Consider the following 22,306-nt stretch of genomic DNA (forward strand, 5'->3'; position numbering starts at 1 on the left):
GACCCATAAAAACAGCGCATATAGATAATCGAAGAAAAAAAGGAGGGAAAAAAATGTTTGAGTACTATCCGGAAGGTTGGATGATCGACACACCCGAAAACCGCGCGGCAACACAAAGTATCTCCGCGGTCAACGACGCCTGCCGGGATGGCCAGATTTTGGAGGGACGTGCGCTGGTCTGTGACGGTTCACATAATCTGCTGGTAGACCTGGGATGCATGAAGGGAATGATTCCCCGCGAAGAAGGAGCCCTCGGAATTCGGGAGGGCACGACGCGGGATATTGCGATTATTTCCAGGGTCAATCGCCCTGTCTGCTTTCTTGTAACCGGCTTTGAAAAAAAAACCGACGGAAACATTACGGCAATCCTTTCCCGGAGGGCAGCCCAGGAAAAATGCATGAAAGAGCACATTTCCAAACTGGTCCCCGGGGATGTGATCGACGCCCGGATCACCCACCTTGAAAACTTCGGCGCTTTCGCGGATATCGGCTGCGGAATCGTCGCCCTTCTCCCGATCGACGCGATCTCCGTGTCGCGTATCGATCATCCGCGCGAGCGCTTTACGGTCGGCATGGACATCCGCACGGTGATTAAATCCGTGGAAAGCAATCGGATCACTTTAAGCCACAAGGAGCTTCTGGGGACCTGGGAAGAAAATGTCGCCATGTTTTCCGCCGGGGAAACGGTCGCCGGGATTGTCCGCTCCGTGGAGCCCTATGGCATTTTCGTCGAGCTCTCTCCGAATCTTGCCGGGCTGGCCGAGACGAAGGAAGACGTTTTTTCCGGCCAGCAGGCGAGTGTTTACATAAAAAGCATTCTTCCGGCCCGCATGAAAGTAAAGCTGGTGATCATCGACACGTTCGATTTTTCCTATCGGCCCGCAGCTCCCAAATACTTTTTCAGCGGAAATCATATGGACCGCTTTGTCTACTCCCCTCCCGGAAGCGAAAAGGAGATTGCGACGGATTTTAAGGAGCACGGCCCATAACTCAGCAGATGCAAAAACGGCGGACTGCCCTGTGAAGTGACGGGCGGTCCGCCGTTTTTCTATATTTCCGTTTTCCTTTTTTGCAGTTTTAAAATATAGGATTCAAGCAGTTCCTTGAAAATTCCGTTCCATTGTATTTTTCCCGTGGGATCCCTATACTTGATCGGATCATAATAAGGGCTGCCGCGCTGCTGAAGAAGAAAATTCAGAGTCTCCGTCCTCCCCCGGAAGCGGAGAAGCACTTCAGCGGCCTTGATGACGGCCATAGCGTTATACGGCACCAGCTCGTAAGCACGCAGGTAATTAGAGTAAGACTCCCTCAGTTCCCCGATCTCTTCCTGCGCCTTCGCAAGATCAATCAACACGCCGGCCCGCCTGGATTCCCCGTAATCCACCTGGATTCCTTCGACCATTTCCATCCTTCCGGAAAGGTCTTCCCAGCCGTCGCTTTCCAGATAACGCTCCGCAAATTGAATCGTCTGCCTGCAGTAGTTTTTTCCAAGCCAGCTGTACGCCTTTTCGCACAGATACAGTTCCATCGGCCCGGCCGGCTTCCCGCACAGTTCGATAATCCTCAGAAAAAGCTCTTCATGGCCGCCCGCCACGTTCTGAATCTGGCCGGCCTCCTTTTCCAGCTTCGGGTCATGAGGGACAGGCTCGCCCAACAGATAGAGCAGCGCGGCCGCGAGTTCAGGATTTTTGTTATTATCGTTTTGCATTAAAATCCTCCGTTCCTTGTTTCAAACCCTCGCGTATCATACGCGCGCGGAGTTTCTGGCGTTCTTCTTCGGTGAGAGCCTCGCCGTTTTCAAAAACCAAAGTTGCCGGCTGGGCTTTGCAGATCATTGTATCCATTTCGCAAACGTCGATTCCTCCGATCAGCCCCGCAGAAATTCCAAGCCGCACGGAACTGGCCCGCCGCAAAAATTCATCAAAGGATAGCAACCTGGCCTTCTGCAGAATCCCAAGGTCGCGAAGAATCGTATCCTGCACAGAAAGCTGACAGATCAAAGCGTCTCTTATTTCGTGTTCACGGGCAATAAGCTGACCGGCCATGCTGAAAAGGTTTGTCAAAGCCTCCTGTTCCGAAAGGCCCATGGTGACCTGATTGGAAAGATGGAAAAACGCCCCTCTCGGGTTCGGTCCAGGCCCGTATGCTCCCCGCAGCGTCAGCCCAAGCTTTGAAAGGTTGTTCGCAATCCTTCCAGTGGACCCGGATTCCATCAAAGCGGGCAGGTGAAGGCGCAGAGTCGCAATCATACCGGTGCCTAAATAGAATGGATTCTGAGACAAATATCCAAGCTGAGAGTCGAAAGCGAAAGACAGCAGCCTGTCGAGGTATGTGTCCAGCTCATCCGCTGAGAAATAAGCCTTTTTCAGCCGTATTCCCGCAGCCCTGGACTGAATGAGCAGATGGTCTTCTCCGTTGACGGCCACGGAAAGGGATTCGTCTTTCGATACCATCAGGCCCCGGCCGTGCCTGTCCGTTGCCATCTCGGCACTGATCAGGCCGTTTTCCGCCAGCGCTACCGCCTGAGCCTCCGACGCAGATTCGAGATCGATCTCGGCAAAATGCGCGTATTCGGAGTCCTGATCCTTTCTAAGCGCCGTCCTGATTTTTTCCAGAACGAAGCGCCGGTCCGACATACTCATTCTGGACGGAAACGGAACGCCGGTAAGATTGCGGGCAAGATTGACAAAGGTACCCGTCGAGACATCGGCATCTTTCTCCGTTGTTTCATACCACTTTTTCATTGCCCGCCTCCCTCCAGTTTGTGGATTTTATCCCGCAAAGCCGCGGCCTGCTCATAATTTTCGCTTTGGATCGCTTCGCGGAGCTGCTGGTGCATCACACTCAGCTGAGCCTTCGGAAGGACCTGCGGCAGGTCTCCTCCCGCCGTCTTGCCTCGGTGTGAAACACTGCCATGTACTTTTCGGAGAAAAGGAGCAAGCTGATTGGCAAAAGTCCGGTAGCATTCCGCACACCCAATCTTCCCGCAGCGTAGAATATCCTGAAAAGCCGATCCACAGCACGGACAGCGCAGCACTCCGGTACTGTTTTCCCCATCCGGAAAAAAATCATTCAAAGTGCTTTCGTATCCGGACAGCATGACAAACAAGAGGTTGGCATATCCCAGTTCACGGGCACATTCCGCGCAGAGCGAATATTCGACCGGTTCTCCGTTTATAATTGCCTTCACCCGGATCACAGACGGTTTTTTCCCGCACGATTCACACAGCACGCCCAACACCTCCCTGTTTCACAGCGTTTGAATTTTTAAGCGTCCCTCCAAGAAAACTTGTAACACGATTTGTTCGACTGCAATATTATATACTGTAAACCGAAAGGAGGAAATTAATAATGTGTAACAGTGGTTTCTTTGGTTGCGGTAACAATAGTTGCACCTGGGTTATTCTTCTGATTATCATTTGGGTCTGCTGTGCCGGCGGGAACAACTGCGGTTGCGGATGTGGCTGCGGCGGTGGCTGCGGTGACAATTGCGGCGGCGGCTGCGGTTGCTAAGTTCAAAAGGGGCTGCGATCTTTGTTCGCAGCCCTCAGCTTATTTTGACGCCGCTTTTTCTCGAGCCTGCATGAGGGCCTTTGCCAATTGGTCGGGACAGGAAGTAGGCCTGGAACCGCAGCGGATTCCGGAAAAGCGCCGAATTACCTCGTCAGCCTTCATTCCTTCGATCAGCGCGCAGATTCCCTGCAAATTGCCGCTGCAGCCGCCCATGATCCGAACCGAGCGGATTATGTCTCCGTCCAGTTCAATCAGCATCTCCGAAGAGCAGGTCCCGTGTGTTTTATAACGATACGTCAAGATACTTCCCCCATTGCGGCGATAATCCGGCGCGGCGCGCACCTAATTCGATCAGTCTTTTCAATTGGCCGTCCGGCGTCGTGCAGGTACCGAGCGGCACCCCCCTTTTCCGATACATTCCGTGGAAATCGGTTCCGCCCGTCATGATCAATCCATATTTTCGCGCTGTTTCCGAAAAGCTCCGTTCGTCGCCTTCCCTGTTTTTTGGGTGCCAGACTTCCACTCCGTCTATCTCGTGATCTTGGGCAAGCTGTTCCAAAAGCGCATAGCTGTCATATTCGCCGGGATGGGCCAGCACGGCAATGCCGTCCGCCTCGCGGATCCGTGCCGTCACTTCATGAACATCCGGGTAATGGACCGGCACATAGGCAAGGCCGTCCTGAGGATTGAACAAACGATGATATACGGTTCCGTAAAATTCATCCGCATCGCCCGCATCCATCAGCGCATGCATGATGTGCTGCTTGTAAACCGTCGTGCTGCCTTTCGCACGGCGTAAGATCATCTCTTTGGAAACCGGATAAATTTCAGTTACCTTTCGCATCATCATTTCCGCCGCGCGGTCCCGTTCCGCTTTCATGCGCATGCAGAGACCTTCCAAACGGCGCGGTTCTTTACAAAAATAGCACAAGATATGCGCCTTGCGCCCGGTCAGCGGGTCCACCGAGGAAAACTCCGCGCCCGGGATTACCCCGACTCCATATTTTTCCCCGGCCACCGCGGCCCCGGCAGAGCCGGAAAAGGTATCATGGTCCGTAACGGATATCACGGGGATGCCGCTTTGCGCTGCAAGCATGAGAATTTCGTCGGCCTCAACAGACCCGTCGGATATTTTTGTGTGGCAATGCAAATCCGCAGCCAATCCGGTCCTTCCTTTCAGATTTCTGATTGATTTTCCCTATTATAATCCGAAATCCGCGCGAAGGCAACTCATTGCAAAAGTTTTTCCGGAGTGAACAGACGGGCTGAAAAAAAACAGATCAGGAAGTCAGCCACAAACAAAGCGCAGGAAATCCACAGTAAAAGAATGGCTCCAACCTGATACAAACCGGTAAACTGGCCCGTAAATAAAAGCACGAATGGGAGGACGAGATAGCCGGATGTCTGGACCGATTCCACATAACTTTTGCTTTTGGCCGAAACCAAGGCCATAAAGACAACGCCGAAAACGGTTACCGCCGGAGACAGCAGGAAAAACAGGACAAGCCAGTTCCAGTTCAAAAAGAACGGCATGGCAAGCAGGACATCGCCCACAGCCATTACGATGGAAAACAAAAGAAACGAACCGGCGGTTGTGACGGCGGACAGAAAGACGCATCCCATCACCTTGGCTTTAAAGATCTTCCGTACGCTCATCGGCGTCAGAAGCAGCGTTTCCAGCGTGCCGCGCTCCTTTTCCCCCACAAAGCTGCACGCGGCGGAAACACTGGCGGACATGAGAGGAATCATCAGAAAAAACATCGGACAGATCAGATTGGTCATCAGATAAAAAATGCTCTGGCGATTGTCCAGCCCTGCCGCCTGAGGGGGCAGCAGCTTGAGCATCTGTTCCATCCCGTTCATCTTGTCCATCGGCACGTTGAGCAGAAGGGAGAGAAAAAAAACGGGCAGAACCAGGACCATGACCAGAGGGACCAGGATCAGGATACTCCGGGCCATTTTATTCTCCCAGACATCCCCGAAATCTTTACGGGCCAAAGCCTTTTCGGCGGAAGTCATCAGCTTCATTTCGCATCCCCCTTCCATTCGGCCATTCTGAAATAAATATCCTCGAGCGAAGGGCGCGCGACCTGCGCTTCATAAATGTCAAAGCCGGAGGAAACCAGATCTTTCAGCAGTCCCGGCATTTCTTCCTGATCGGCAAGGTCCCTGGCCCACCATCCGCCGTCCAGCCGTTCCAGCTTTTCCGGCGTCTGTCCTTCGCGCAGGCGGAATTTCGCGCGAAGAGGCATTCCGACTTCCCTGCTGAGGGATTCCAGATCGCCGCACGCCAGCATTCTGCCCTTGCTGATAATTCCATAGCTGTCGCACAGATCCTGCGCGCAGCTGAGCTGATGCGTACACAAAAAAACAGTGACGCCCTCCTGCCCGGCAAGCTGTGTCATCAGCGAATTGACACGCAGCACGGATTCCGGGTCCAGCCCGACGGTCGGCTCGTCCAGCAGGAGCAGCCTGGGTTTCGCAATCATGGCGCGGGCGATCGACAGCCGCTGCGCCATTCCGGTCGGGTAAGCGGAAAGCGGCTTGTCACGCGAATCCCACAAGTCAAGGCATTTCAACAACGCCTCCGCCTGCTGCCTGCATTCCCTTCTCGCCAGCCCCAGGGCCTGTCCGAAAAAAAGCATGTTTTCCATCCCGGTCAGACGGCTGTACATTTTCGCGGTTTCGGTCACAACGCCGCAGATCCGGTGGACCTCCGACGGCTTCTTCTCCGGTGAAAGGCCGAATATGGTACAGGAACCCCCCGTAGGCTTCAGCAGCCCGGCAAGCAGCTTGACCGTGGTGGTTTTTCCCGCTCCATTGGGACCAAGGAATCCAAAGACGGCACCGGAGGGAATCTCCAGTGAAAGATCATGGAGCGCATACACGGTGCCGTCGTAGGATTTCCCCAATTCCTGTGCATGAATCGCAATTTCGCTCATCCGAAATCACCTCAGTATGAGGATATCACATTTTCGGCAATTATTCCATTTTAACCTGAGAGAAATCGTGTTTCTTCTGAATATTTTCGGAAATCGACCGTTGATCCGCCCTTGCGAGAATCGCAGCGCGGTTCTTTTTCAGCTTCATCGGCTCCTCAATCCCGGCGGGACCGGCGACGCACCCGCCCTCGCAGGCCATTCCTTCCACAAAGTTTTCCGCAAGGCGTCCGGCATTCAGAATTGCCAGCGTTTTTTTGCACTCCTGAGCGCCGTTGCATTTGACGCAGGTAAAAGGCAGGTCAGCTTTTTCCTCCTGAAACACCTGGGCCACCGCGCCGGCCACACCGCCGCTTTGGGCAAACCCCTTTCCCGCGCGGCTGCCGTCCTGCTCCGTTTCCGGTTCCGCTTCCACATCGATTCCGCGGGCTGTAAACAGCGCGGCCAGCTCTTCAAAGGTAAGCACATAATCCGCAGTGTCCGGAACCTTTTGAATTTCATTTTTCTTTGCAACGCAAGGGCCGATGAATACGACTTTCGTCCGCGGATTCTGAAGGCGGAGATATCGGGCCGCCGCCGTCATAGGAGAAACCGTGTGGGACATCAGATCTTTCAGCTTGGGATAATGCTTTTCAATCAATTCCACAAAGGCAGGACAGCAGGACGTCGTCATTTTCCGTTCCGCCTCAAGCGCCTCCCTGAGTTCCCGCGCTTCCTGGGACGCGACCGCGTCCGCACCCAGAGAAACCTCCAGCGCTTCCGCAAATCCCAGCTTTTTCAGAGCACTTTTGATCATACCCGCGTCCGCCTTGCCGAAATGCCCTTCCGCCGCGGGGGCAAAACAGGCAGCGACCCGGGTTCCGTTTTTGATCGATTCTATGATCTGCAGGATTTGGGACCGGTCCGTGATGGCGCCGAACGGACAGTTTTTCATGCATGCCCCGCAGCTGATGCAGCTGGAATAATCGATCACCGACCGCTTGTACTGATCCTTTTTAATCGCGTTGACCGGGCAGGAGCGAACACAGGGCCGCAGCGTGTCGGAAATGGCGTTGTAAGGGCAAGCCGCCGCGCAGCGTCCGCATTCTCTGCACTTCTGCGGATCGATGTACGCCCCTTTGGGCGTGATGGAAATCGCGCCGAACGGGCAGGCCTCGCGACATTTTTGGGCAAGGCAGTGCTGACAATTATCCGTGACGCGGAACCGGCTGATCGGACATCCCTCGCAGGCTGCCGGAAGAACGCCGATCACATTGCAGTCCCCTTGCCCGGGCAGATTGCCGCCGCGGGCCGAAACCATACGTTCCCTGATGATTTCACGTTCCCGATAGACACAGCAGCGGAACGTGGGAAGGGGGCCCGGGATAATCTCGTACGGAATAGAGTCAAGATGTTCTTCCAAGGTTCCGTCGAAAGCATACCTTGCGACTCTGGTCAAAACCTCGAATTTCAACTGTTTGGCTTCGTTATCGTACTCAAATTTCATAGGTTCCCTCAAATTCTTATTAATAGCGTGTAAAAAGTGTGTTAAATTTTTAACGGTTTTATGGTCTTATTATATCATTGCTCTTTTTCTTTTACAAGGGTTTGCTTCATTAAAATGCTGCAAAATTGATGTAATTTTTTGTGCATTATTTCACCTGTTTCCTATGCCGATCAAGTTGCCATGCAATGCGACATCCAAAAGCTCCTGCCCAGGGAAAATCCTGAAATCCGTTCTAGGGTATCTAGACACAGAAAATCGGCCGGCACTGTCTTTCGGATAGCGCCGGCCGATTAAATTGATCTGATTCCTCTCTGTAACGGATCATTTCTATTTTCCAATGTCATGGCGATAGAAAGCGCCCTCAAAATGGATTCCGGAAGCGGCCTGATAGGCCCTTTCCAAAGCCTGAGTAAGATTTTTCCCCAATGAAGTTACACCGAGTACGCGTCCGCCGTTGGTATAAAATTTGCCGTCCCGGAACACCGTCCCGGCATGGTAAACCACAGCGCCATCGGCCTGTCCGTTTTTGTCGAGTCCGGAAATTTCAAGTCCCTTTCGATACGCGGCCGGATATCCTCCGGACGCCAGAATAACACACGCGCAGGCTTCTTCCCTCCACTCGATCGGCTGCTGCTCCAGCTTTTCCTCAGAGACAGCTTCCATGATGTCCACCAGATCGGTTCTCAGCCTCGGCAGAACCACCTGTGCCTCCGGATCGCCAAACCGGGAATTGTATTCGATGACCTTCGGCCCGTCCGCAGTCAGCATCAGGCCGAAATACAGACAGCCCTTGAACGGACGGCCTTCCTCATTCATCGCCCGGACCGTCGGCAGGAAAATTTCGTCCATACATTGTTCGGCCAGCTCCGGCGTGTAATACGGATTGGGGCTGATGGTTCCCATTCCGCCGGTATTGAGGCCCCGGTCGCCGTCCTGAGCGCGCTTATGGTCCTTGGAAGAAACCATCGGACGGATGCATTTCCCGTCTGTAAACGCGAGGACGGAAACCTCCGGCCCGGTCAGGAACTCTTCCACCACAACACGGTTGCCGGAAGCGCCGAATATTTTGTCCTCCATGATGGTTTTAATCCCCGACTGCGCCTCCTGAAAATCAGAGGCGATGATCACGCCCTTGCCGAGCGCCAGCCCGTCCGCCTTGATGACGGCGGGGTACCGGTCCTGTTCCCGAAGATAGGCAAGCGCCGCGTCCGGCCGGTCAAACACCTCATATCCCGCCGTCGGGATTCCGTATTTTTTCATCAGGTTTTTGGAAAACACCTTGCTGCTTTCAATTTCCGCCGCATTTGCCCTCGGACCAAATGCACGGATGCCGGCATCTTCCAGCGCGTCGACCATTCCCGCGGCAAGCGGATCGTCCGGCGCAACAACGACAAGGCCGATTTGATTCTCTTTTGCAAAGGACACGATCCCTTTTATGTCCGTCGCGGCAATTGGCACGCATTCGGCATCCCGGGAAATGCCGCCGTTCCCCGGCGCGCAGTAGATTGCCTCGGCTCTGGGGCTTTCTTTCAGCTTACGCACCAGCACATGCTCGCGGCCGCCGCCGCCGACCACCAGTATTTTCATTTTCTTCCCCGCCTCCCGCTCAGTGGTGGAACAGGCGAAGGCCCGTAAACGCCATGACAATGCCGTACTTGTCACAGGTCTCGATCACATTGTCGTCCCGGATCGAGCCGCCCGGCTGCGCGATATAGGAAACACCCGACCGATGCGCGCGCTCGATGTTGTCCCCAAACGGGAAAAAAGCGTCGGAGCCAAGCGAAACGCCGGTCTGCTTCGCAAGCCATTCCTTTTTTTCCTCACGGGTCAGAGGTTCCGGTTTCACGGTGAAGAAATTCTGCCAAATGCCATTCGCCAAAACATCCTGGGCATCGTCGGAGATATATACATCAATCGTGTTGTCGCGGTCGGGGCGGCGGATGTCCCCGCGGAACGGAAGCTCCATCACCTTCGGATGCTGGCGGAGGAGCCAGTTGTCGGCCTTGTTCCCCGCGAGGCGCGTGCAGTGGATCCGGGACTGCTGCCCGGCCCCGACTCCTATGGTCCTTCCGCCCTGCGCATAGCACACGGAGTTGGACTGCGTGTATTTCAGCGCGATCAGAGAGAGGATCAGGTCGCGCTTGGCCTCTTCGGGAAGACCGCAGTTTTTCGTCACGATCTTTGTCAACAGCTCCGGGCCGATGGCAGCCTCGTTGCGTCCCTGCTCAAACGTGACGCCAAACACATCCTTATGCTCCACAGGGGCCGGTCTGTAATCCGGATCGATCCGGATGATATTGTAAGTGCCTTTCCGTTTGGATTTCAGAATTTCCAGCGCCCTTTCCGTGTAGCCAGGGGCAATCACCCCGTCGGAAACCTCTCTCTTTAAAACCAGCGCCGTCTGCTCGTCGCAGACGTCCGACAGGGCCGCGAAATCGCCGTAGGAGGACATCCGGTCCGCCCCGCGCGCCGTCGCGTAGGCAGCCGCCAGCGGTGAAAGCTCCAGATCGTCCACAAAACAGATTTTTTTCACCGTTTCGGACAGATCCACCCCAAGCGCGGCCCCCGCAGGGCTGACATGTTTAAACGATGCAGCGGCCGGAAGACTGCACGCCGCCTTTAATTCCCGCACGAGCTGCCAGCTGTTGAACGCATCCAGAAAATTGATGTAGCCCGGACGTCCGTTCAGAACTTCTATCGGCAAGTCTCCGCCGTCCTTCATAAAGATCCGCGCAGGCTTCTGATTCGGATTGCAGCCGTATTTGAGCATGAATTCGTTTGCCATCTGGAGTTCCTCTCTTTCAGCGGTTTTTATTCAGAATTCTGGTTTCCGTCAGCCCGGTTTTCAGGCTGATAAAGCGGACAAAAAGCGATATTTTATTGTCTTCGTTCAAGGCGTTCCATATTCTGTGCGTCAGTTCGTCGATGGAGCCGTCCACCGCGACGCATACCGGTTCCCCCGCAAACGAAGGGAGCGGGTCCCCGTCTCCGGAATATGTATGAATCAGCCGTCCCTCTCCATCTGCCGGAGAAGCGTATTCAAAGAATTCCCGAACCGTGGTTCCCGATGTTTCCCCGCTTTTCAAAATGGACAGGGTGAACCGGAACCCGTTTTCCGTTTCCACGATCCCGGAAATTCGCGGAGTAAAATTCGGAGCATCCGGTTCAAATGTACGCGTCAGCAGCGCTTCCTCAAATGTTTTTCCAGCCTCCAGGTATTCGCAGACCGTGTCGGTCTGGTCCCCGTTCGTCACGACCGTGCGGTTTTCCAACACCCGCACCGGCGAATAGATGATAAGGGAAGGATCGCTCAGCTTCGATTCGTCAAACGCCTTGGTCCGAAGGCCCTGTCCCTCTTCTTCAAACACGCGGTTCCGGCTGTTTTCGCTGCGCCCCATAATAAAATAGGCGATCACCGCATTCCTTCCGTCTTCGCTTCTGCCGAGCAAAATTCCTCTTCCCGGGTATGGATTCCCGCCCAGGTAATCTTCCAAATTCATTCGCTGCAAGACAAATCCCCCTTTACCTTCACAATCCCGTTTTCAACTTCCAACAGTCCGGCGCAAAACAGCGCGGCCGCCTTTGGCAGCAGCTTCCATTCCGCCTGCTCCATCACCCTGCGCTGCAGAGTTTCCGGTGTGTCATCCGGAAGAACCGCCACCGCCTTTTGCAAGATAATCGGCCCGCCGTCGCAGATTTCATTGACAAAATGCACCGTCGCTCCCGTCACTTTGACCCCCTTTTTCAACGCGGCCTGATGCACGCGCAGTCCGTAGCAGCCCTCGCCGCAGAAAGAGGGAATCAGGGACGGATGGATATTGATGATTCTGTTTCGGTACCGGTCGATCACCCGCGGGCTGATGATGGTCATAAAGCCCGCGAGCACAACCAGCCCGATCCGCTCCCGTTCCAGCAGTCCGAGAAGCTCCGCGTCATAATCGTCCTGCCCGGTAAAATCGCGGCGCAGAAGCACCTTGGCCGGGATCCCGGCCCGCTCCGCGCGGGTCACCGCATAGGCGTCCTCCCGGCTTGAAATAACCAGCGTGATCCGTCCGTCCGGAATTTTTCCCGCCTTCTGCGCGTCGATCAGCGCCTGAAGGTTGGTTCCGCCGCCGGAAACCAGAACGGCGATATTCAGCATAATTCTACGCCTTCCCCGCCTTCGGCAATGCTGCCGATCACACGCGCCGGGGTCCCGCATCCATTCAGAAATTCCACGGCCCGGTCCGCGTCCACTGCCGAAACGGCGGCGCACATGCCGATCCCCATGTTGAACGTATTATACATATCGTGTTCCGGGATATTTCCCTGGCGCTGCAGAAGAGAAAAGATCGGCATCTGCGGCAGCCTGCTCTTTTCAATTTTCGCCGTCACGCCCTGCGGCAGCATCCGCGGAACGTTTTCATAAAATCCGCCTCCGGTAATATGGGAAACCGCCTTGACCTCGACTTGTTTCATCAGTTCCAGCATCGGTTTTACATAAATCCTGGTAGGTTTCAAAAGTTCTTCCCCCAGCGTGCAGCCAAGCTCGCCGATCAGCATGTTCACATTGCGCTCACCGACATTGAACACCTTGCGCACCAGAGAAAATCCGTTGGAATGCAGCCCGGAGGATTCCAGCCCGATCAGGGCGTCCCCGGGGCGGATCGATCCGCCGTCCAGAATCTTCTCCCGGTCCACCACGCCGACGGAAAACCCCGCAAGGTCGTACTCGTCTGCCGGATAAAAGCCCGGCATTTCGGCGGTTTCTCCTCCGACCAGGGCACAGCCGGCCTGCACGCAGCCGTCCGCGACGCCGGAAACGATTTTTTCAATGCTCTCCGGATGATTTTTTCCCACGGCGAGGTAGTCGAGAAAGAACAGCGGCTTCGCGCCGCAGCAGACAACGTCATTCACGCACATGGCGACACAGTCGATCCCGATGGTGTCGTGTTTGTCCATTAAAAAAGCAATCTTCAGCTTGGTCCCGACTCCGTCGGTCCCGCTGACAAAAACGGGCGCTTTCATTTCAGAAAGATCGGGCTGGAACAAACCCCCGAAGCCGCCGATTCCGGACAAAACCCCCGGAATGCTTGTCCGTTCCACATGGCTTTTGATTCGTTCCACGGCCTGATACCCCGCCGTCACATCCACGCCGGCGGCCTTGTAACTTTCACTGTAGCTTTTCATTCTGCCCTCCAAAATCCTGATCGTATGTTAGAGCTGCTCCGCCTGAGCGCGGATGTCAGCGTCTTTTGCAGAGACTTTTTCCTGCATTTGGCATTTCATTTGTTCCAGCTTTGCCGACAATTCCCCGTTTTCCACGGCGAGAATCTGAGCCGCAAGAACGGCGGCATTCTCCGCGCCGTTAATCGCGACGGTCGCCACCGGAATCCCGCCCGGCATCTGTACAGTGGCAAGCAATGCGTCCAGTCCCTCCAAAGCGGAGGATTTCATGGGGACCCCAATCACCGGAAGAGTCGTATACGAGGCGAGCACACCGGCAAGGTGAGCCGCCATTCCCGCTGCCGCGATGATGACCCCGAAGCCCTTTGATCTGGCGCTTTTGGCAAATTCAGCAGCCTCGGCCGGCGTCCTGTGCGCGGAAAGGACATGAACTTCGAAAGGGATTTCAAAAGATTTCAGCTTTTTAACGGCTGCCGAAACAACCGGAAAATCACTGTCACTCCCCATAATAACGGCTACTTTTTTCAGTTCCCGCATTTTCCTTCTCCTTTTCATATGCAAAAATCAATGTGAACTACCGGATTCCCCGCAGTGCGGCAAACGGCTGTGATTCACGGAAGAAAAACCAGCAGCAAAATAAAAAGAGACTGCGCCCTTCCCCGGCGCAGCCCGCGGTTCTACTGTAAAGTTTTCGCCCGCTCGGCAGATTCAGCATCGGCAGCATTCTTCCGCATGGAATTTTCTCCAAAACCTGCCATTGCGTCCACCTCCGAAACAATTCTTCTCTATTTTAGGCGATTCCGGTGCCAAATTCAACGGTCCTGCCGGCAATTCGGATTTTTTCGACTCTTTGGCAAGAGATGTCAATTCAAGCCAGTTCAATTTTGTGCAGACTAACCTTTTGGGTCCTCTTTCGGATCGTCGGTGACCAATTCTTTCAGCGAAGTCGCAAGGCCTGCCAGAGCCTGAATCTGGGACGGGATAATAATTTTGGTTGCCTTCCCATCCGCCGCTTTCTGAAATGCCTCCAGGCTTTTCAGCGCAATCACATTTTCGGTGGGATTTGACTGGTTGAGCAGAACGATGCTGTCCGCCAGAGCCTTCTGCACCAGCGCAATTGCTTCCGCCTGTCCCTGGGCTTCCAGAATCTTGGTCTGCTTGGTGGCATCCGCGCGCAGGATGGCGGACTCCTTTTCGCCTTCCGCAATCAAAATCGCGCTGCGCTTTTCGCCTTCTGCCGTCAGGATCTGGGCGCGGCGTTCGCGCTCGGCTTTCATCTGCTTTTCCATGGAATCCTGAATTTCCTTCGGCGGAATGATATTTTTCAGTTCCACGCGGTTGACCTTGATGCCCCAGGCATCAGTCGCCTCATCCAGGATCGTGCGGATCTGCGTATTGATCGTATCGCGGGACGTCAGCGTATGATCGAGTTCCAGATCGCCGATGATATTTCGCAGCGTCGTGGCCGAAAGATTCTCAATCGCCGAAAGCGGGCGTTCCACACCGTAAGCGTAGAGCTTCGGGTCCGTGATCTGAAAATAGACGACCGTGTCGATCTGCATGGTGACATTGTCTTTCGTAATGACCGGCTGCGGCGGAAAGTCGATCACCTGCTCTTTCAGCGACACTCTTTTAGAAATTTTGTCAATGAACGGCACTTTGACGTGAAGCCCGGTATTCCATGTGACATGGTATGCGCCCAGCCGCTCCATGACATAGGCGTGCGCCTGCGGCACCACCTTGATATTGGAAATCAGCAGAATTACAACCAAGAGGATAATAATAGCCCCAACAATAAAACCACCCATGAAGTTCCCTCCGTTTACATCAGTCTGTTTTCGGTCTGACAATCAGTTTCACGCCGTCTATGGATTCCACAAAGACGCGCGCTCCGACAGGAACGACGGAGCCGTCGGACGACCGGGCGGTCCAGATGCTGCCGAGCACATTGACCTGGCCCGTTCCCAGCGTGTTGTTGATCTCAACGGTAACAATGGCGATCTTGCCGAGATATCGGTCCGCATTGGTTCCGGTTGTTTTAAAATCCAGGATCTTTTTGACAAAGGGCCTGGTGGCCACCAGAGTCGCCGCCGATACAAGCGCAAACACGAGAATCTGCACGGACTGCGGCGCGCCAAACAGGCTTGCGATCAGCCCCCCTGCGCCTCCCGCGACAAACCAGATGGAGACAAGCTGAGCCGTAGCCGCTTCCAGAACGCCTGCCGCAACCATAACGGCAATCCAGACAAAAGGCATGTAAATGAATAAAACCCCCTTTATTGGGCCACTGTTTCCGGTCTATACTCCATTATTATGGTACCATAAAACTGAAAAAGATGCAATTGTCTTTCAAATTTCAGTGCAGTACCGCCTTTCCGGCTAACAGGGATTCATCGTTCAGGATACCGTAATGGAGCCGCGAATCTGCTCGAAAATCTTATCCCCGATGCCCGAAACATTTTTGATCTCTTCAATCGAATAGAACGGCCCGTTCTTTTCACGATATTCCACGATCCGCCCGGACAGAACGTCCCCGATCCCATCCAGTCCGTTGCTGAGCTCTTCTGCCGATGCCGTGTTGATATTGATCTTTCCCCGAATCTGTGAAGCAGAAGACGGCAGACCGGACGCAACCTTTTCGGAGGGGCTTTTCGATTGTAAAAGGCCGGAAGAGGCGGAAACGGAGGCCGCCCGATTTCCTTCCACGGCGGCGGAACGGGATGAGCCTGAGGAAGAGACGTTCTGTGCCCAGGCAATGGCCGCATCCGGCACATAAAAGGCGTTGTAGCCGATCATCACCGCGCAGACCACCGACGCCAGCAAAATCAAAATCCTTTTTTGCCGGGATTCCTCGTCCATGCCGGTTTTTTCCTCCCTTTTCGGGCCGCCAAAGCTCTACAATAAAGTCAGCCGGTTCAGAAAATCCGTAAAATACGCCGGAAGTTCGCTGGTGAATTCCAGGTATCTCCCGTCGCGGGGATGCTTGAAACCGATTACTTTGGCATGCAGGCACTGCCCATCCAAACCCGGCGCGGGCTTTTTGGGCCCGTACACCGGGTCCCCCGCAACCGGATGCCCCAAATACGCCATATGAACTCTGATCTGGTGGGTCCGCCCCGTTTCAAGTCTGAGCCTCACATGGGTAAAACCGCGGTATCTCGCAAGCACCTGATAATGGGTCACGGCGTCCCTGGAATGCTCCCGGGTAACCGCCATCCTTTTGCGCTCGACCGGGTGACGGCCGATCGGAGCGTCCACCGTGCCGCTGTCTTCTTTCAGGGTCCCGTGTACCACCGCTTCGTAAATCCGCGTAAAGCTGTGGTCCTTGATCTGAGCCGCCAGCTTCTGGTGGGCGAAATCATTTTTCGCAACAATAAGCAGGCCGCTGGTGTCCTTATCGATCCGATGCAGGATTCCGGGCCTCAATACGCCGTTAATCCCGGAAAGGGAGGCCCCGCAGTGCGCGAGCAGCGCATTTACAAGCGTTTTGTCCGGATGCCCCGGAGCCGGATGGACCACCATTCCCTTCGGTTTGTTGACCACCAGCAAATCGCCGTCCTCATAGGCGATTTCAAGCGGGATCTCCTCTGGGACGGCCGAAAGTGGAGCCGGGTCTGGAATCATGATTTCAATCCGGTCGCCCTCGACGCATCGGTAGCTTTTGCCCAGAGAACGGCCGTCTTTTGTAACAAGCCCCTGAACAATCCATTTTTCCGCCGCCGACCGGGTCGGTCCGTCCGCTTGCAGACTGAGAAATTTATCCAGCCGCAGGCCGGCCTGCTCTGCTTCAACGATTTTATGCCGCAGTTCCATTTTATTTTGTCCGCAGGACTTTTTCCGCTCCGTGCCCATCCTCCGCAAAAAACAGGACATGGATGATCAGAAAAATTGTCCCCACCGTCACGCAGCAGTCGCCGAAGTTGAAAATCGCCGGAAAAAAGGACACATGAATATAATCCACCACAAAGCCGTGAAAAATGCGGTCGATCAGGTTTCCGATCCCGCCCCCCACGATCAGGGCCGAAGCCGCATAGGAAAAAAATTCATGATTTTTGTAATGAAACAGCGCGTAAATAATCAATGCGGAAATGACGATCGTAATGCCGACAAACAACCATCTCTGATTTTGAAGGATGCTGAATGCCGCCCCCCGGTTTTCCACATATTGAAAAGACAGCAGACCGCCAACCAGCGTGATAACTCCGTCCGGCTTCAGGTTTTCGACCGCCAGAAGCTTTAAAATCTGGTCGGCCGCAACAAACAGAACCGACAGAAGAAGTACGATGAAAGGCAAGAGAACATCTCCTTATTGCTCATTTTACAGGAGCTCGACTTTAGTTCCATTATATAGGAGCGCCGATGGTTTGTCCACTGAAAAGGCCAAATGCAGGTCGACAGAAAACGTGCCGGACAGCCAATTCCGGCTGCCGGCACAATTTCAGTCGTTTTTATTACCCGAGTACTTTTGCGCAGCGGGCACAGATATCCGGATGCTCCGGGTCGCTGCCGACCGTGTCGCTGTAACACCAGCAGCGGCTGCATTTTTCTCCGTGCGCATGAACCACAGTGACGGAAAGCTCCGGAAGCTCTTCTCCCCGGAAGGTGCCTGAACCCTCGCGGAATACCTCAACGCCGGAGGCGATCAGAACGGTTTTCAATTCGCTTTCCACTGATTTTACAAAATCATAAAGTTCTCCGGCGCAGTAGAGACGGACTTCCGCATCCAGTGATGCGCCGATCGTTTTTTCCTTGCGCGCGATTTCCAGCGCTTTCTTCACTTCGTCACGGACTTGATGCATCCGGTCCCACTTAGCGATGAATTCTTTGTCCGCCTTGACATCCACTGGCTGCGGGAGGTCGTTCAACATCACATATTCAACATTTTCGCCGGACAGGTGAGGCATATTGTGCCAGATTTCGTCGGAAGTAAACGCAAGGATCGGAGCGACCAGCCGGGTCAGTCCGGAAAGGATCAGAAACATCGCCGTCTGGGCCGCGCGGCGTTCCTCACAGTCCGCCCTTTCCACATAAAGCCTGTCTTTCAGCACGTCCAGATAAAAGTTGGACATATCCACCACGCAGAAGTTGTGAATGGCATGATAGGCGGTGTGGAATTCAAAGGTATCATAAGCCTTGCCCACTTCCCGAATCAGATCGTTGAAACGGTTGAGCGCCCAGCGGTCGATCGGCAGAAGGCGGTCGAGAGAGACCATATCTTGATCCGGGTCGAAGTCGGAAAGATTCCCGAGGATAAAACGCGCGGTATTACGGATCTTGCGGTACGCATCGGAAAGCTGTTTCAAAATTTCATTGGAAATCCTGACGTCGCTCTGATAGTCGCTGGAGGCGACCCAGAGGCGCAGGATATCCGCGCCGTATTTCTGAACCACTTCTCCGGGGGCGATGCCGTTGCCGAGGGACTTGGACATCTTGCGCCCTTCCAGATCGATGACCATGCCGTGCGTCAGGACGGTTTTATAGGGAGCCTGTCCCCTCCAGGCGACGCTGGTCAGCAGCGAGGACTGGAACCATCCGCGGTGCTGGTCGTTCCCTTCCAGATAAAGCTCGGCCGGCCAGTGCAGGTCGCCGCGGGTCGTCAGCACGGCGGCATGGCTGCACCCGGAATCGAACCAGACATCCATGACATCGGTTTCCTTGGTAAATTCCGTGCAGCCGCAGCTGCAATGGGTTCCTTCGGGAAGGAGTTTCTCCGCGGAATGGCTGAACCAGGCATTGGAGCCCTCTTTGCGGAAAATGGACGCAACCGCGTCGATTGTCTCGCGGGTCACCAGCTCTTTGCCGCATTTTTTGCAGTAAAAGATCGGAATCGGCACGCCCCAGAGGCGCTGGCGTGAGATGCACCAGTCCTTGCGTTCGCGCACCATAGAGGTAATGCGGTCGCGGCCCCACCCGGGAATCCACTGAACCTTGTCGATTTCCTTAACCGTCTGATCCTTGATCGCTTCCACGGAACAAAACCACTGCTCCGTGGCGCGGAACAGGACCGGATGCTTGCAGCGCCAGCAGTGGGGGTACTGGTGAACAATGTGTTTGACGGCAAGCAGCGCCCCGATTTCCTTCAGATAATCCCGGATGACAGGATTGGCCTCCTCGGTCGTCAGCCCTTCAAAACGTTTTCCGGCCTCCGCAGTCATCCTTCCCTGGCTGTCGACCGGGACAATCACGGGGATTTCCGGATAATGATTATGGCAGACATCGTAGTCCTCGATGCCGTGTCCCGGCGCGGTATGGACACAGCCGGTGCCGCTCTCCAGCGTAACATGATCGCCCAGGATGATCGGAGACGCGCGGTCGATAAACGGATGCGCCGTCCGGATATGCTCAAGCTCGCTCCCTTTATATTCGGCGATTTTTTCGTATTCGCCAATTCCGGCTTCCTTCATGGTCTCTTCGGTCAGCGCGGTGGCCATCACATAGTATTCGTCCCCCGCCCTGACCAGCGAATAGTCGAAATCCGGGCCGAGGCAGATCGCCGTATTGGCCGGAATCGTCCACGTCGTGGTGGTCCAGATGACAAAATACGTTTTGGAAAGATCCGCACCTTTCGCCGTCAAAAGACCCTTGTCATCCGTCACGCGGAATTTGACATAGATGGAATCGCAGGGGTCCTCGCTGTACTCGATCTCCGCTTCGGCCAAGGCCGTCTCATCGTGCGCGCACCAGTAAACAGGCTTGAGTCCTTTATAAATATAGCCCTTTAAGGCCATTTCTCCAAATACTTCGATCTGCTTTGCTTCAAAATCGTGGGTGAGCGTCTCATAAGGATGGTCCCAGTCGCCGATCACGCCCAAACGCTGAAACTGTTCGGTCATGCTTTTGATGTGCGTCAGAGCAAAATCTTTGCATTGGTCACGAAAGTAAACGGGATCGTCGCTTCTGCTGTCCAATCCAACGCTTTCGATCGCCTTGCGCTCGATGGGAAGGCCATGCGTGTCCCATCCTGGAACATAGGGAGACTTGTATCCGGCCATATTGCGGTAGCGTACAATGATGTCCTTCAAAATCTTATTGAGAGCGGTTCCCAAATGGATGTTTCCGTTCGCATAGGGCGGGCCATCGTGAAGCACATAAAGAGGCCGGCCTTCGTTTTTCTTCATTACCTTGCCATAGATATCGTCTTCCCGCCACTTTCCAAGCAGGTCCGGTTCCCGTTTCGGCAGACCCGCCTGCATCGGAAAATCCGTTTTTGGAAGGTTCAGGGTGCTTTTATAATCCATCGGTTGACTCTCTCCTTAAGATTTAGAATTCATGCGAGCAAGATCAGTTTTGGGCCGGCTCGGCCTCAAAACAGGAAATGTCGGCCTGAAACATCTCAGGGGCTTCCTCCGTGGCGGCGGCTTCCGGCTCTTCTTTCGGCTCCGGCTGGGGCTCGGAGGCGGCGGTTGGGGCGGGGGATGTTTCCTGCTGAGGTTCCGGCTTGCTGGAAGGCAGGGCGTCAATCAGCGTAAGATGCTCCTTATAAGCGGCGAGCAGACGGGCGCGGAAATCCGAAACGGACCGCTGCAAACGCTCCATTTCCCTTTTCTGCTCCACGGTCTTCTCCTGCGCTTCCTGTTCGATGTGTTCCGCTTTCAGATTGGCGTCCTTGAGGATGATCTCGGCCCGGTGGCGCGCTTCGCGCACGGAAGCATCCCCGACTTTCTGGGCGCTGATCAGCGCATTCTTGATTTCATCCTCCTCAGAACGGAACTGTTCCACCCTGTCCGCAAGGATTTTTACCTTTTCGGTCAGCTGCTGATTTTCAGCTTTCAGCTTTTCCGCCAGTTCATCCTGCTCGACCTCTTTCTTCTGCATTTGGTCGACAGTGTCCCTGACCTGATCGATAAAAACGTCCACATCGTCGGTTTTGTATCCGGAAAAACCAGATTTGCGAAAACTGACATTGATAATGTCGTTCATCGAAAGCATAAAAAACACACCCTTACTACAAATATTTTCGGCCCCGTAAGATCAGTCTGCCTTTTTTCGTAACCGGTCCCACCTGATCTAGGGCAAAACGGCCTTTTCCCCTTACGGAAATCGTATCGCCCTCCCGCACTTCTTCAGAGGGGGAGACAACAGTTTCATGATTCAGCTGTACCAGGCCGGAGCGGATCATCGCGGATGCCTTTTCCCGGCTGGTGGAAACAGCCGCAGCCGCAGCGCAGTCCAGCCTGGCGGAAGCAACCACGGCATCCCATTCTTCAAAGCGGCGCGCCTCAGGCAGAGGCCCGTCAAAGCCCTTCGTCATCCGCACCCCGGTGCCGCCGATTTTAGAAATCTGCAAAAGCAGAAAATCAGAAATTTCGCGGCGGCAGAAAAAAACGCATCGGCCCTCCCCGACAAGGATATCGCCGAGCGCACTTCGCTCCATTCCCGTGTGAAGCAGCGCGCCGAGAAAATCCCTGTGGGAAAGCCTGTCGCATTTGCGGAAAACCGCCGTAACGGCATCGACGGGAAACTCCGCTTCATCCGGCCGGATAAAATCCGGAAACACGCCGAGCATCACGCGCTCCGCTTCGGGATAGCCTCCCCACAGAAGAATATTTCCGGCCTTTTCGCGCTCTGCAAGCTTCCGCGCCTCAAAAGCTTCCCTCTCATCGAGAAAGGCTGAAAACCTGGCCCTGCCTCCGGCTGCACAAAGGCGCACGAGGTCGCGGAACCTTGTTTCCAGCACTGAGGCACCCGGTTTCCGCTCCACTAAAAATAAACGCCGTTGTTTTCCAATTCGTCCAGAACGTCATCCCCGGTCAGGTCGACGTTGTACGGCGTGATAATAAACGTGCTGGTCGCGACGCGCTTGATTTTACCCCCGTTCGCATAGGCCACACCGCTGAGAAAGTCGATGATTCTGCGCGAAACATCCTTGTTGGTGTTTTCCAGATTCAAAACCACCGTGTGCATTTTCAGCAGCTCGTCCGCGATTGCGCAGGTCTCCTCCCCAAAGCGTTCCGGTTTGAAAAGCACCACCTGAAGCTGGGCCGTCGCGTGGATGTTGACCACCTTGTTTCCGGAATTGATGGCCTGCATGCGCCTGACCGCTTCGCGCTGCTGAAGCTCGGACTCACTTTCCTGTTTTTCGCCAGCCATTGAATTTACCTCTTCCGGTTCTTCTTCGTAGCCGTATTCATATTCGTCCTCGGGCGGATTCCACATATCCTTGATTTTTTCTACAAATCCGGGCATAAACGAACACCTCCAT

The 22,306-nt window shown here is 54.6% G+C and carries 24 protein-coding genes; 1 reads left to right on the forward strand and 23 read right to left on the reverse strand.

Going from position 1 to position 22,306, the window contains the following annotated elements; all coding sequences use genetic code 11:
* Positions 1-53 precede the first annotated feature (53 nt).
* On the forward strand, positions 54-989 hold the full coding sequence (locus EQM14_RS08540; protein WP_128742555.1) for a S1 RNA-binding domain-containing protein: 936 nt from the start codon (positions 54-56) through the stop codon (positions 987-989).
* 59 nt (positions 990-1,048) lie between these two features.
* Here EQM14_RS08540 and EQM14_RS08545 read toward each other — a convergent pair whose 3' ends face one another.
* From EQM14_RS08545 to EQM14_RS08655, 23 genes are all read right to left on the reverse strand, one after another.
* Positions 1,049-1,708 carry a hypothetical protein gene (locus EQM14_RS08545; RefSeq protein ID WP_128742556.1) on the reverse strand — a complete coding sequence of 220 codons (660 nt, stop codon included), beginning with the start codon at positions 1,706-1,708 and terminating at the stop codon, positions 1,049-1,051.
* Complete coding sequence (locus EQM14_RS08550) at positions 1,695-2,744, reverse strand: ATP--guanido phosphotransferase (RefSeq protein ID WP_128742557.1); 1,050 nt, start codon at positions 2,742-2,744, stop codon at positions 1,695-1,697. The genes EQM14_RS08545 and EQM14_RS08550 overlap by 14 nt, the downstream gene beginning before the upstream one ends.
* Positions 2,741-3,232, reverse strand: coding sequence for a UvrB/UvrC motif-containing protein (locus EQM14_RS08555; protein ID WP_128742558.1), 492 nt, complete (start codon positions 3,230-3,232; stop codon positions 2,741-2,743). The genes EQM14_RS08550 and EQM14_RS08555 overlap by 4 nt, the downstream gene beginning before the upstream one ends.
* 320 nt (positions 3,233-3,552) lie before the next feature.
* On the reverse strand, positions 3,553-3,813 hold the full coding sequence (locus EQM14_RS08560; RefSeq protein WP_128742559.1) for a TIGR03905 family TSCPD domain-containing protein: 261 nt from the start codon (positions 3,811-3,813) through the stop codon (positions 3,553-3,555).
* Positions 3,797-4,675 (reverse strand): PHP domain-containing protein, encoded by an 879-nt coding sequence (locus EQM14_RS08565; RefSeq protein ID WP_128742560.1) that lies wholly within the window; start codon positions 4,673-4,675, stop codon positions 3,797-3,799. Before EQM14_RS08565 ends, EQM14_RS08560 begins: the two co-directional genes overlap by 17 nt.
* Positions 4,676-4,743: 68 nt before the next feature.
* Positions 4,744-5,541, reverse strand: a complete 798-nt coding sequence (locus tag EQM14_RS08570) for an ABC transporter permease subunit (protein WP_128742561.1) — start codon at positions 5,539-5,541, stop codon at positions 4,744-4,746.
* Positions 5,538-6,455: an ABC transporter ATP-binding protein gene (locus tag EQM14_RS08575; protein ID WP_128742562.1), complete on the reverse strand. Its 918-nt coding sequence runs from the start codon at positions 6,453-6,455 to the stop codon at positions 5,538-5,540. The genes EQM14_RS08570 and EQM14_RS08575 overlap by 4 nt, the downstream gene beginning before the upstream one ends.
* Positions 6,456-6,495: 40 nt before the next feature.
* A complete protein-coding gene (locus tag EQM14_RS08580) occupies positions 6,496-7,938 on the reverse strand; it encodes a 4Fe-4S dicluster domain-containing protein (protein WP_128742563.1) in 1,443 nt (480 codons plus the stop codon).
* 327 nt (positions 7,939-8,265) lie between these two features.
* Positions 8,266-9,525 (reverse strand): phosphoribosylamine--glycine ligase, encoded by a 1,260-nt coding sequence (purD, locus tag EQM14_RS08585; RefSeq protein ID WP_128742564.1) that lies wholly within the window; start codon positions 9,523-9,525, stop codon positions 8,266-8,268.
* 19 nt (positions 9,526-9,544) lie between these two features.
* A complete protein-coding gene (locus EQM14_RS08590) occupies positions 9,545-10,723 on the reverse strand; it encodes a phosphoribosylaminoimidazolecarboxamide formyltransferase (protein ID WP_128742565.1) in 1,179 nt (392 codons plus the stop codon).
* 16 nt (positions 10,724-10,739) lie between these two features.
* On the reverse strand, positions 10,740-11,447 hold the full coding sequence (locus tag EQM14_RS08595; protein WP_128742566.1) for an IMP cyclohydrolase: 708 nt from the start codon (positions 11,445-11,447) through the stop codon (positions 10,740-10,742).
* Complete coding sequence (gene purN, locus EQM14_RS08600; protein ID WP_128742567.1) at positions 11,435-12,079, reverse strand: phosphoribosylglycinamide formyltransferase; 645 nt, start codon at positions 12,077-12,079, stop codon at positions 11,435-11,437. Before purN ends, EQM14_RS08595 begins: the two co-directional genes overlap by 13 nt.
* Complete coding sequence (gene purM / locus EQM14_RS08605) at positions 12,073-13,107, reverse strand: phosphoribosylformylglycinamidine cyclo-ligase (RefSeq protein WP_128742568.1); 1,035 nt, start codon at positions 13,105-13,107, stop codon at positions 12,073-12,075. The genes purN and purM overlap by 7 nt, the downstream gene beginning before the upstream one ends.
* A gap of 27 nt (positions 13,108-13,134) precedes the next feature.
* Entirely contained in the window at positions 13,135-13,641 is a 507-nt protein-coding gene (purE, locus tag EQM14_RS08610) for a 5-(carboxyamino)imidazole ribonucleotide mutase (RefSeq protein WP_205703157.1), read from the reverse strand.
* Between the two features lie 356 nt (positions 13,642-13,997).
* Positions 13,998-14,912: an SPFH domain-containing protein gene (locus EQM14_RS08615; protein ID WP_128742569.1), complete on the reverse strand. Its 915-nt coding sequence runs from the start codon at positions 14,910-14,912 to the stop codon at positions 13,998-14,000.
* A 19-nt stretch (positions 14,913-14,931) separates the two neighbouring features.
* Positions 14,932-15,360 carry an NfeD family protein gene (locus EQM14_RS08620; RefSeq protein ID WP_128742570.1) on the reverse strand — a complete coding sequence of 143 codons (429 nt, stop codon included), beginning with the start codon at positions 15,358-15,360 and terminating at the stop codon, positions 14,932-14,934.
* Between the two features lie 141 nt (positions 15,361-15,501).
* The gene (locus EQM14_RS16970) at positions 15,502-15,963 is read right to left on the reverse strand and encodes a ComEA family DNA-binding protein (RefSeq protein ID WP_128742571.1); all 462 of its coding nucleotides are present in this window, start codon (positions 15,961-15,963) and stop codon (positions 15,502-15,504) included.
* A 36-nt stretch (positions 15,964-15,999) separates the two neighbouring features.
* Positions 16,000-16,917, reverse strand: a complete 918-nt coding sequence (locus tag EQM14_RS08630) for an RluA family pseudouridine synthase (RefSeq protein WP_128742572.1) — start codon at positions 16,915-16,917, stop codon at positions 16,000-16,002.
* Between the two features lies 1 nt (position 16,918).
* Positions 16,919-17,398, reverse strand: a complete 480-nt coding sequence (gene lspA, locus EQM14_RS08635; protein ID WP_128742573.1) for a signal peptidase II — start codon at positions 17,396-17,398, stop codon at positions 16,919-16,921.
* A 157-nt stretch (positions 17,399-17,555) separates the two neighbouring features.
* A complete protein-coding gene (gene ileS / locus EQM14_RS08640) occupies positions 17,556-20,342 on the reverse strand; it encodes an isoleucine--tRNA ligase (RefSeq protein ID WP_128742574.1) in 2,787 nt (928 codons plus the stop codon).
* 43 nt (positions 20,343-20,385) lie between these two features.
* A complete protein-coding gene (locus EQM14_RS08645) occupies positions 20,386-21,033 on the reverse strand; it encodes a DivIVA domain-containing protein (protein ID WP_128742575.1) in 648 nt (215 codons plus the stop codon).
* A gap of 16 nt (positions 21,034-21,049) precedes the next feature.
* Positions 21,050-21,781 (reverse strand): YlmH family RNA-binding protein, encoded by a 732-nt coding sequence (locus tag EQM14_RS08650; protein WP_128742576.1) that lies wholly within the window; start codon positions 21,779-21,781, stop codon positions 21,050-21,052.
* Positions 21,782-21,804: 23 nt separating this feature from the next.
* The gene (locus tag EQM14_RS08655) at positions 21,805-22,290 is read right to left on the reverse strand and encodes a cell division protein SepF (RefSeq protein ID WP_128742577.1); all 486 of its coding nucleotides are present in this window, start codon (positions 22,288-22,290) and stop codon (positions 21,805-21,807) included.
* Positions 22,291-22,306: the final 16 nt, after the last annotated feature.

It is taken from the genome of Caproiciproducens sp. NJN-50, assembly GCF_004103755.1.
Taxonomy (GTDB): domain Bacteria; phylum Bacillota; class Clostridia; order Oscillospirales; family Acutalibacteraceae; genus Caproicibacter.

Bases quoted from the DNA above. Each gene is read 5' to 3' on its own strand.
- EQM14_RS16970 (WP_128742571.1), bottom strand. From the start codon at position 15,963: ATGGACGAGGAATCCCGGCAAAAAAGGATTTTGATTTTGCTGGCGTCG.
- EQM14_RS08615 (WP_128742569.1), bottom strand. From the start codon at position 14,912: ATGGGTGGTTTTATTGTTGGGGCTATTATTATCCTCTTGGTTGTAATT.
- EQM14_RS08575 (WP_128742562.1), bottom strand. From the start codon at position 6,455: ATGAGCGAAATTGCGATTCATGCACAGGAATTGGGGAAATCCTACGAC.
- ileS (WP_128742574.1), bottom strand. From the start codon at position 20,342: ATGGATTATAAAAGCACCCTGAACCTTCCAAAAACGGATTTTCCGATG.
- EQM14_RS08655 (WP_128742577.1), bottom strand. From the start codon at position 22,290: ATGCCCGGATTTGTAGAAAAAATCAAGGATATGTGGAATCCGCCCGAG.
- EQM14_RS08545 (WP_128742556.1), bottom strand. From the start codon at position 1,708: ATGCAAAACGATAATAACAAAAATCCTGAACTCGCGGCCGCGCTGCTC.
- EQM14_RS08645 (WP_128742575.1), bottom strand. From the start codon at position 21,033: ATGCTTTCGATGAACGACATTATCAATGTCAGTTTTCGCAAATCTGGT.
- purE (WP_205703157.1), bottom strand. From the start codon at position 13,641: ATGCGGGAACTGAAAAAAGTAGCCGTTATTATGGGGAGTGACAGTGAT.
- EQM14_RS08630 (WP_128742572.1), bottom strand. From the start codon at position 16,917: ATGGAACTGCGGCATAAAATCGTTGAAGCAGAGCAGGCCGGCCTGCGG.
- EQM14_RS08620 (WP_128742570.1), bottom strand. From the start codon at position 15,360: ATGCCTTTTGTCTGGATTGCCGTTATGGTTGCGGCAGGCGTTCTGGAA.
- EQM14_RS08540 (WP_128742555.1), top strand. From the start codon at position 54: ATGTTTGAGTACTATCCGGAAGGTTGGATGATCGACACACCCGAAAAC.
- EQM14_RS08580 (WP_128742563.1), bottom strand. From the start codon at position 7,938: ATGAAATTTGAGTACGATAACGAAGCCAAACAGTTGAAATTCGAGGTT.
- purM (WP_128742568.1), bottom strand. From the start codon at position 13,107: ATGAAAAGCTACAGTGAAAGTTACAAGGCCGCCGGCGTGGATGTGACG.
- purD (WP_128742564.1), bottom strand. From the start codon at position 9,525: ATGAAAATACTGGTGGTCGGCGGCGGCGGCCGCGAGCATGTGCTGGTG.
- EQM14_RS08590 (WP_128742565.1), bottom strand. From the start codon at position 10,723: ATGGCAAACGAATTCATGCTCAAATACGGCTGCAATCCGAATCAGAAG.
- EQM14_RS08550 (WP_128742557.1), bottom strand. From the start codon at position 2,744: ATGAAAAAGTGGTATGAAACAACGGAGAAAGATGCCGATGTCTCGACG.
- EQM14_RS08570 (WP_128742561.1), bottom strand. From the start codon at position 5,541: ATGAAGCTGATGACTTCCGCCGAAAAGGCTTTGGCCCGTAAAGATTTC.
- purN (WP_128742567.1), bottom strand. From the start codon at position 12,079: ATGCTGAATATCGCCGTTCTGGTTTCCGGCGGCGGAACCAACCTTCAG.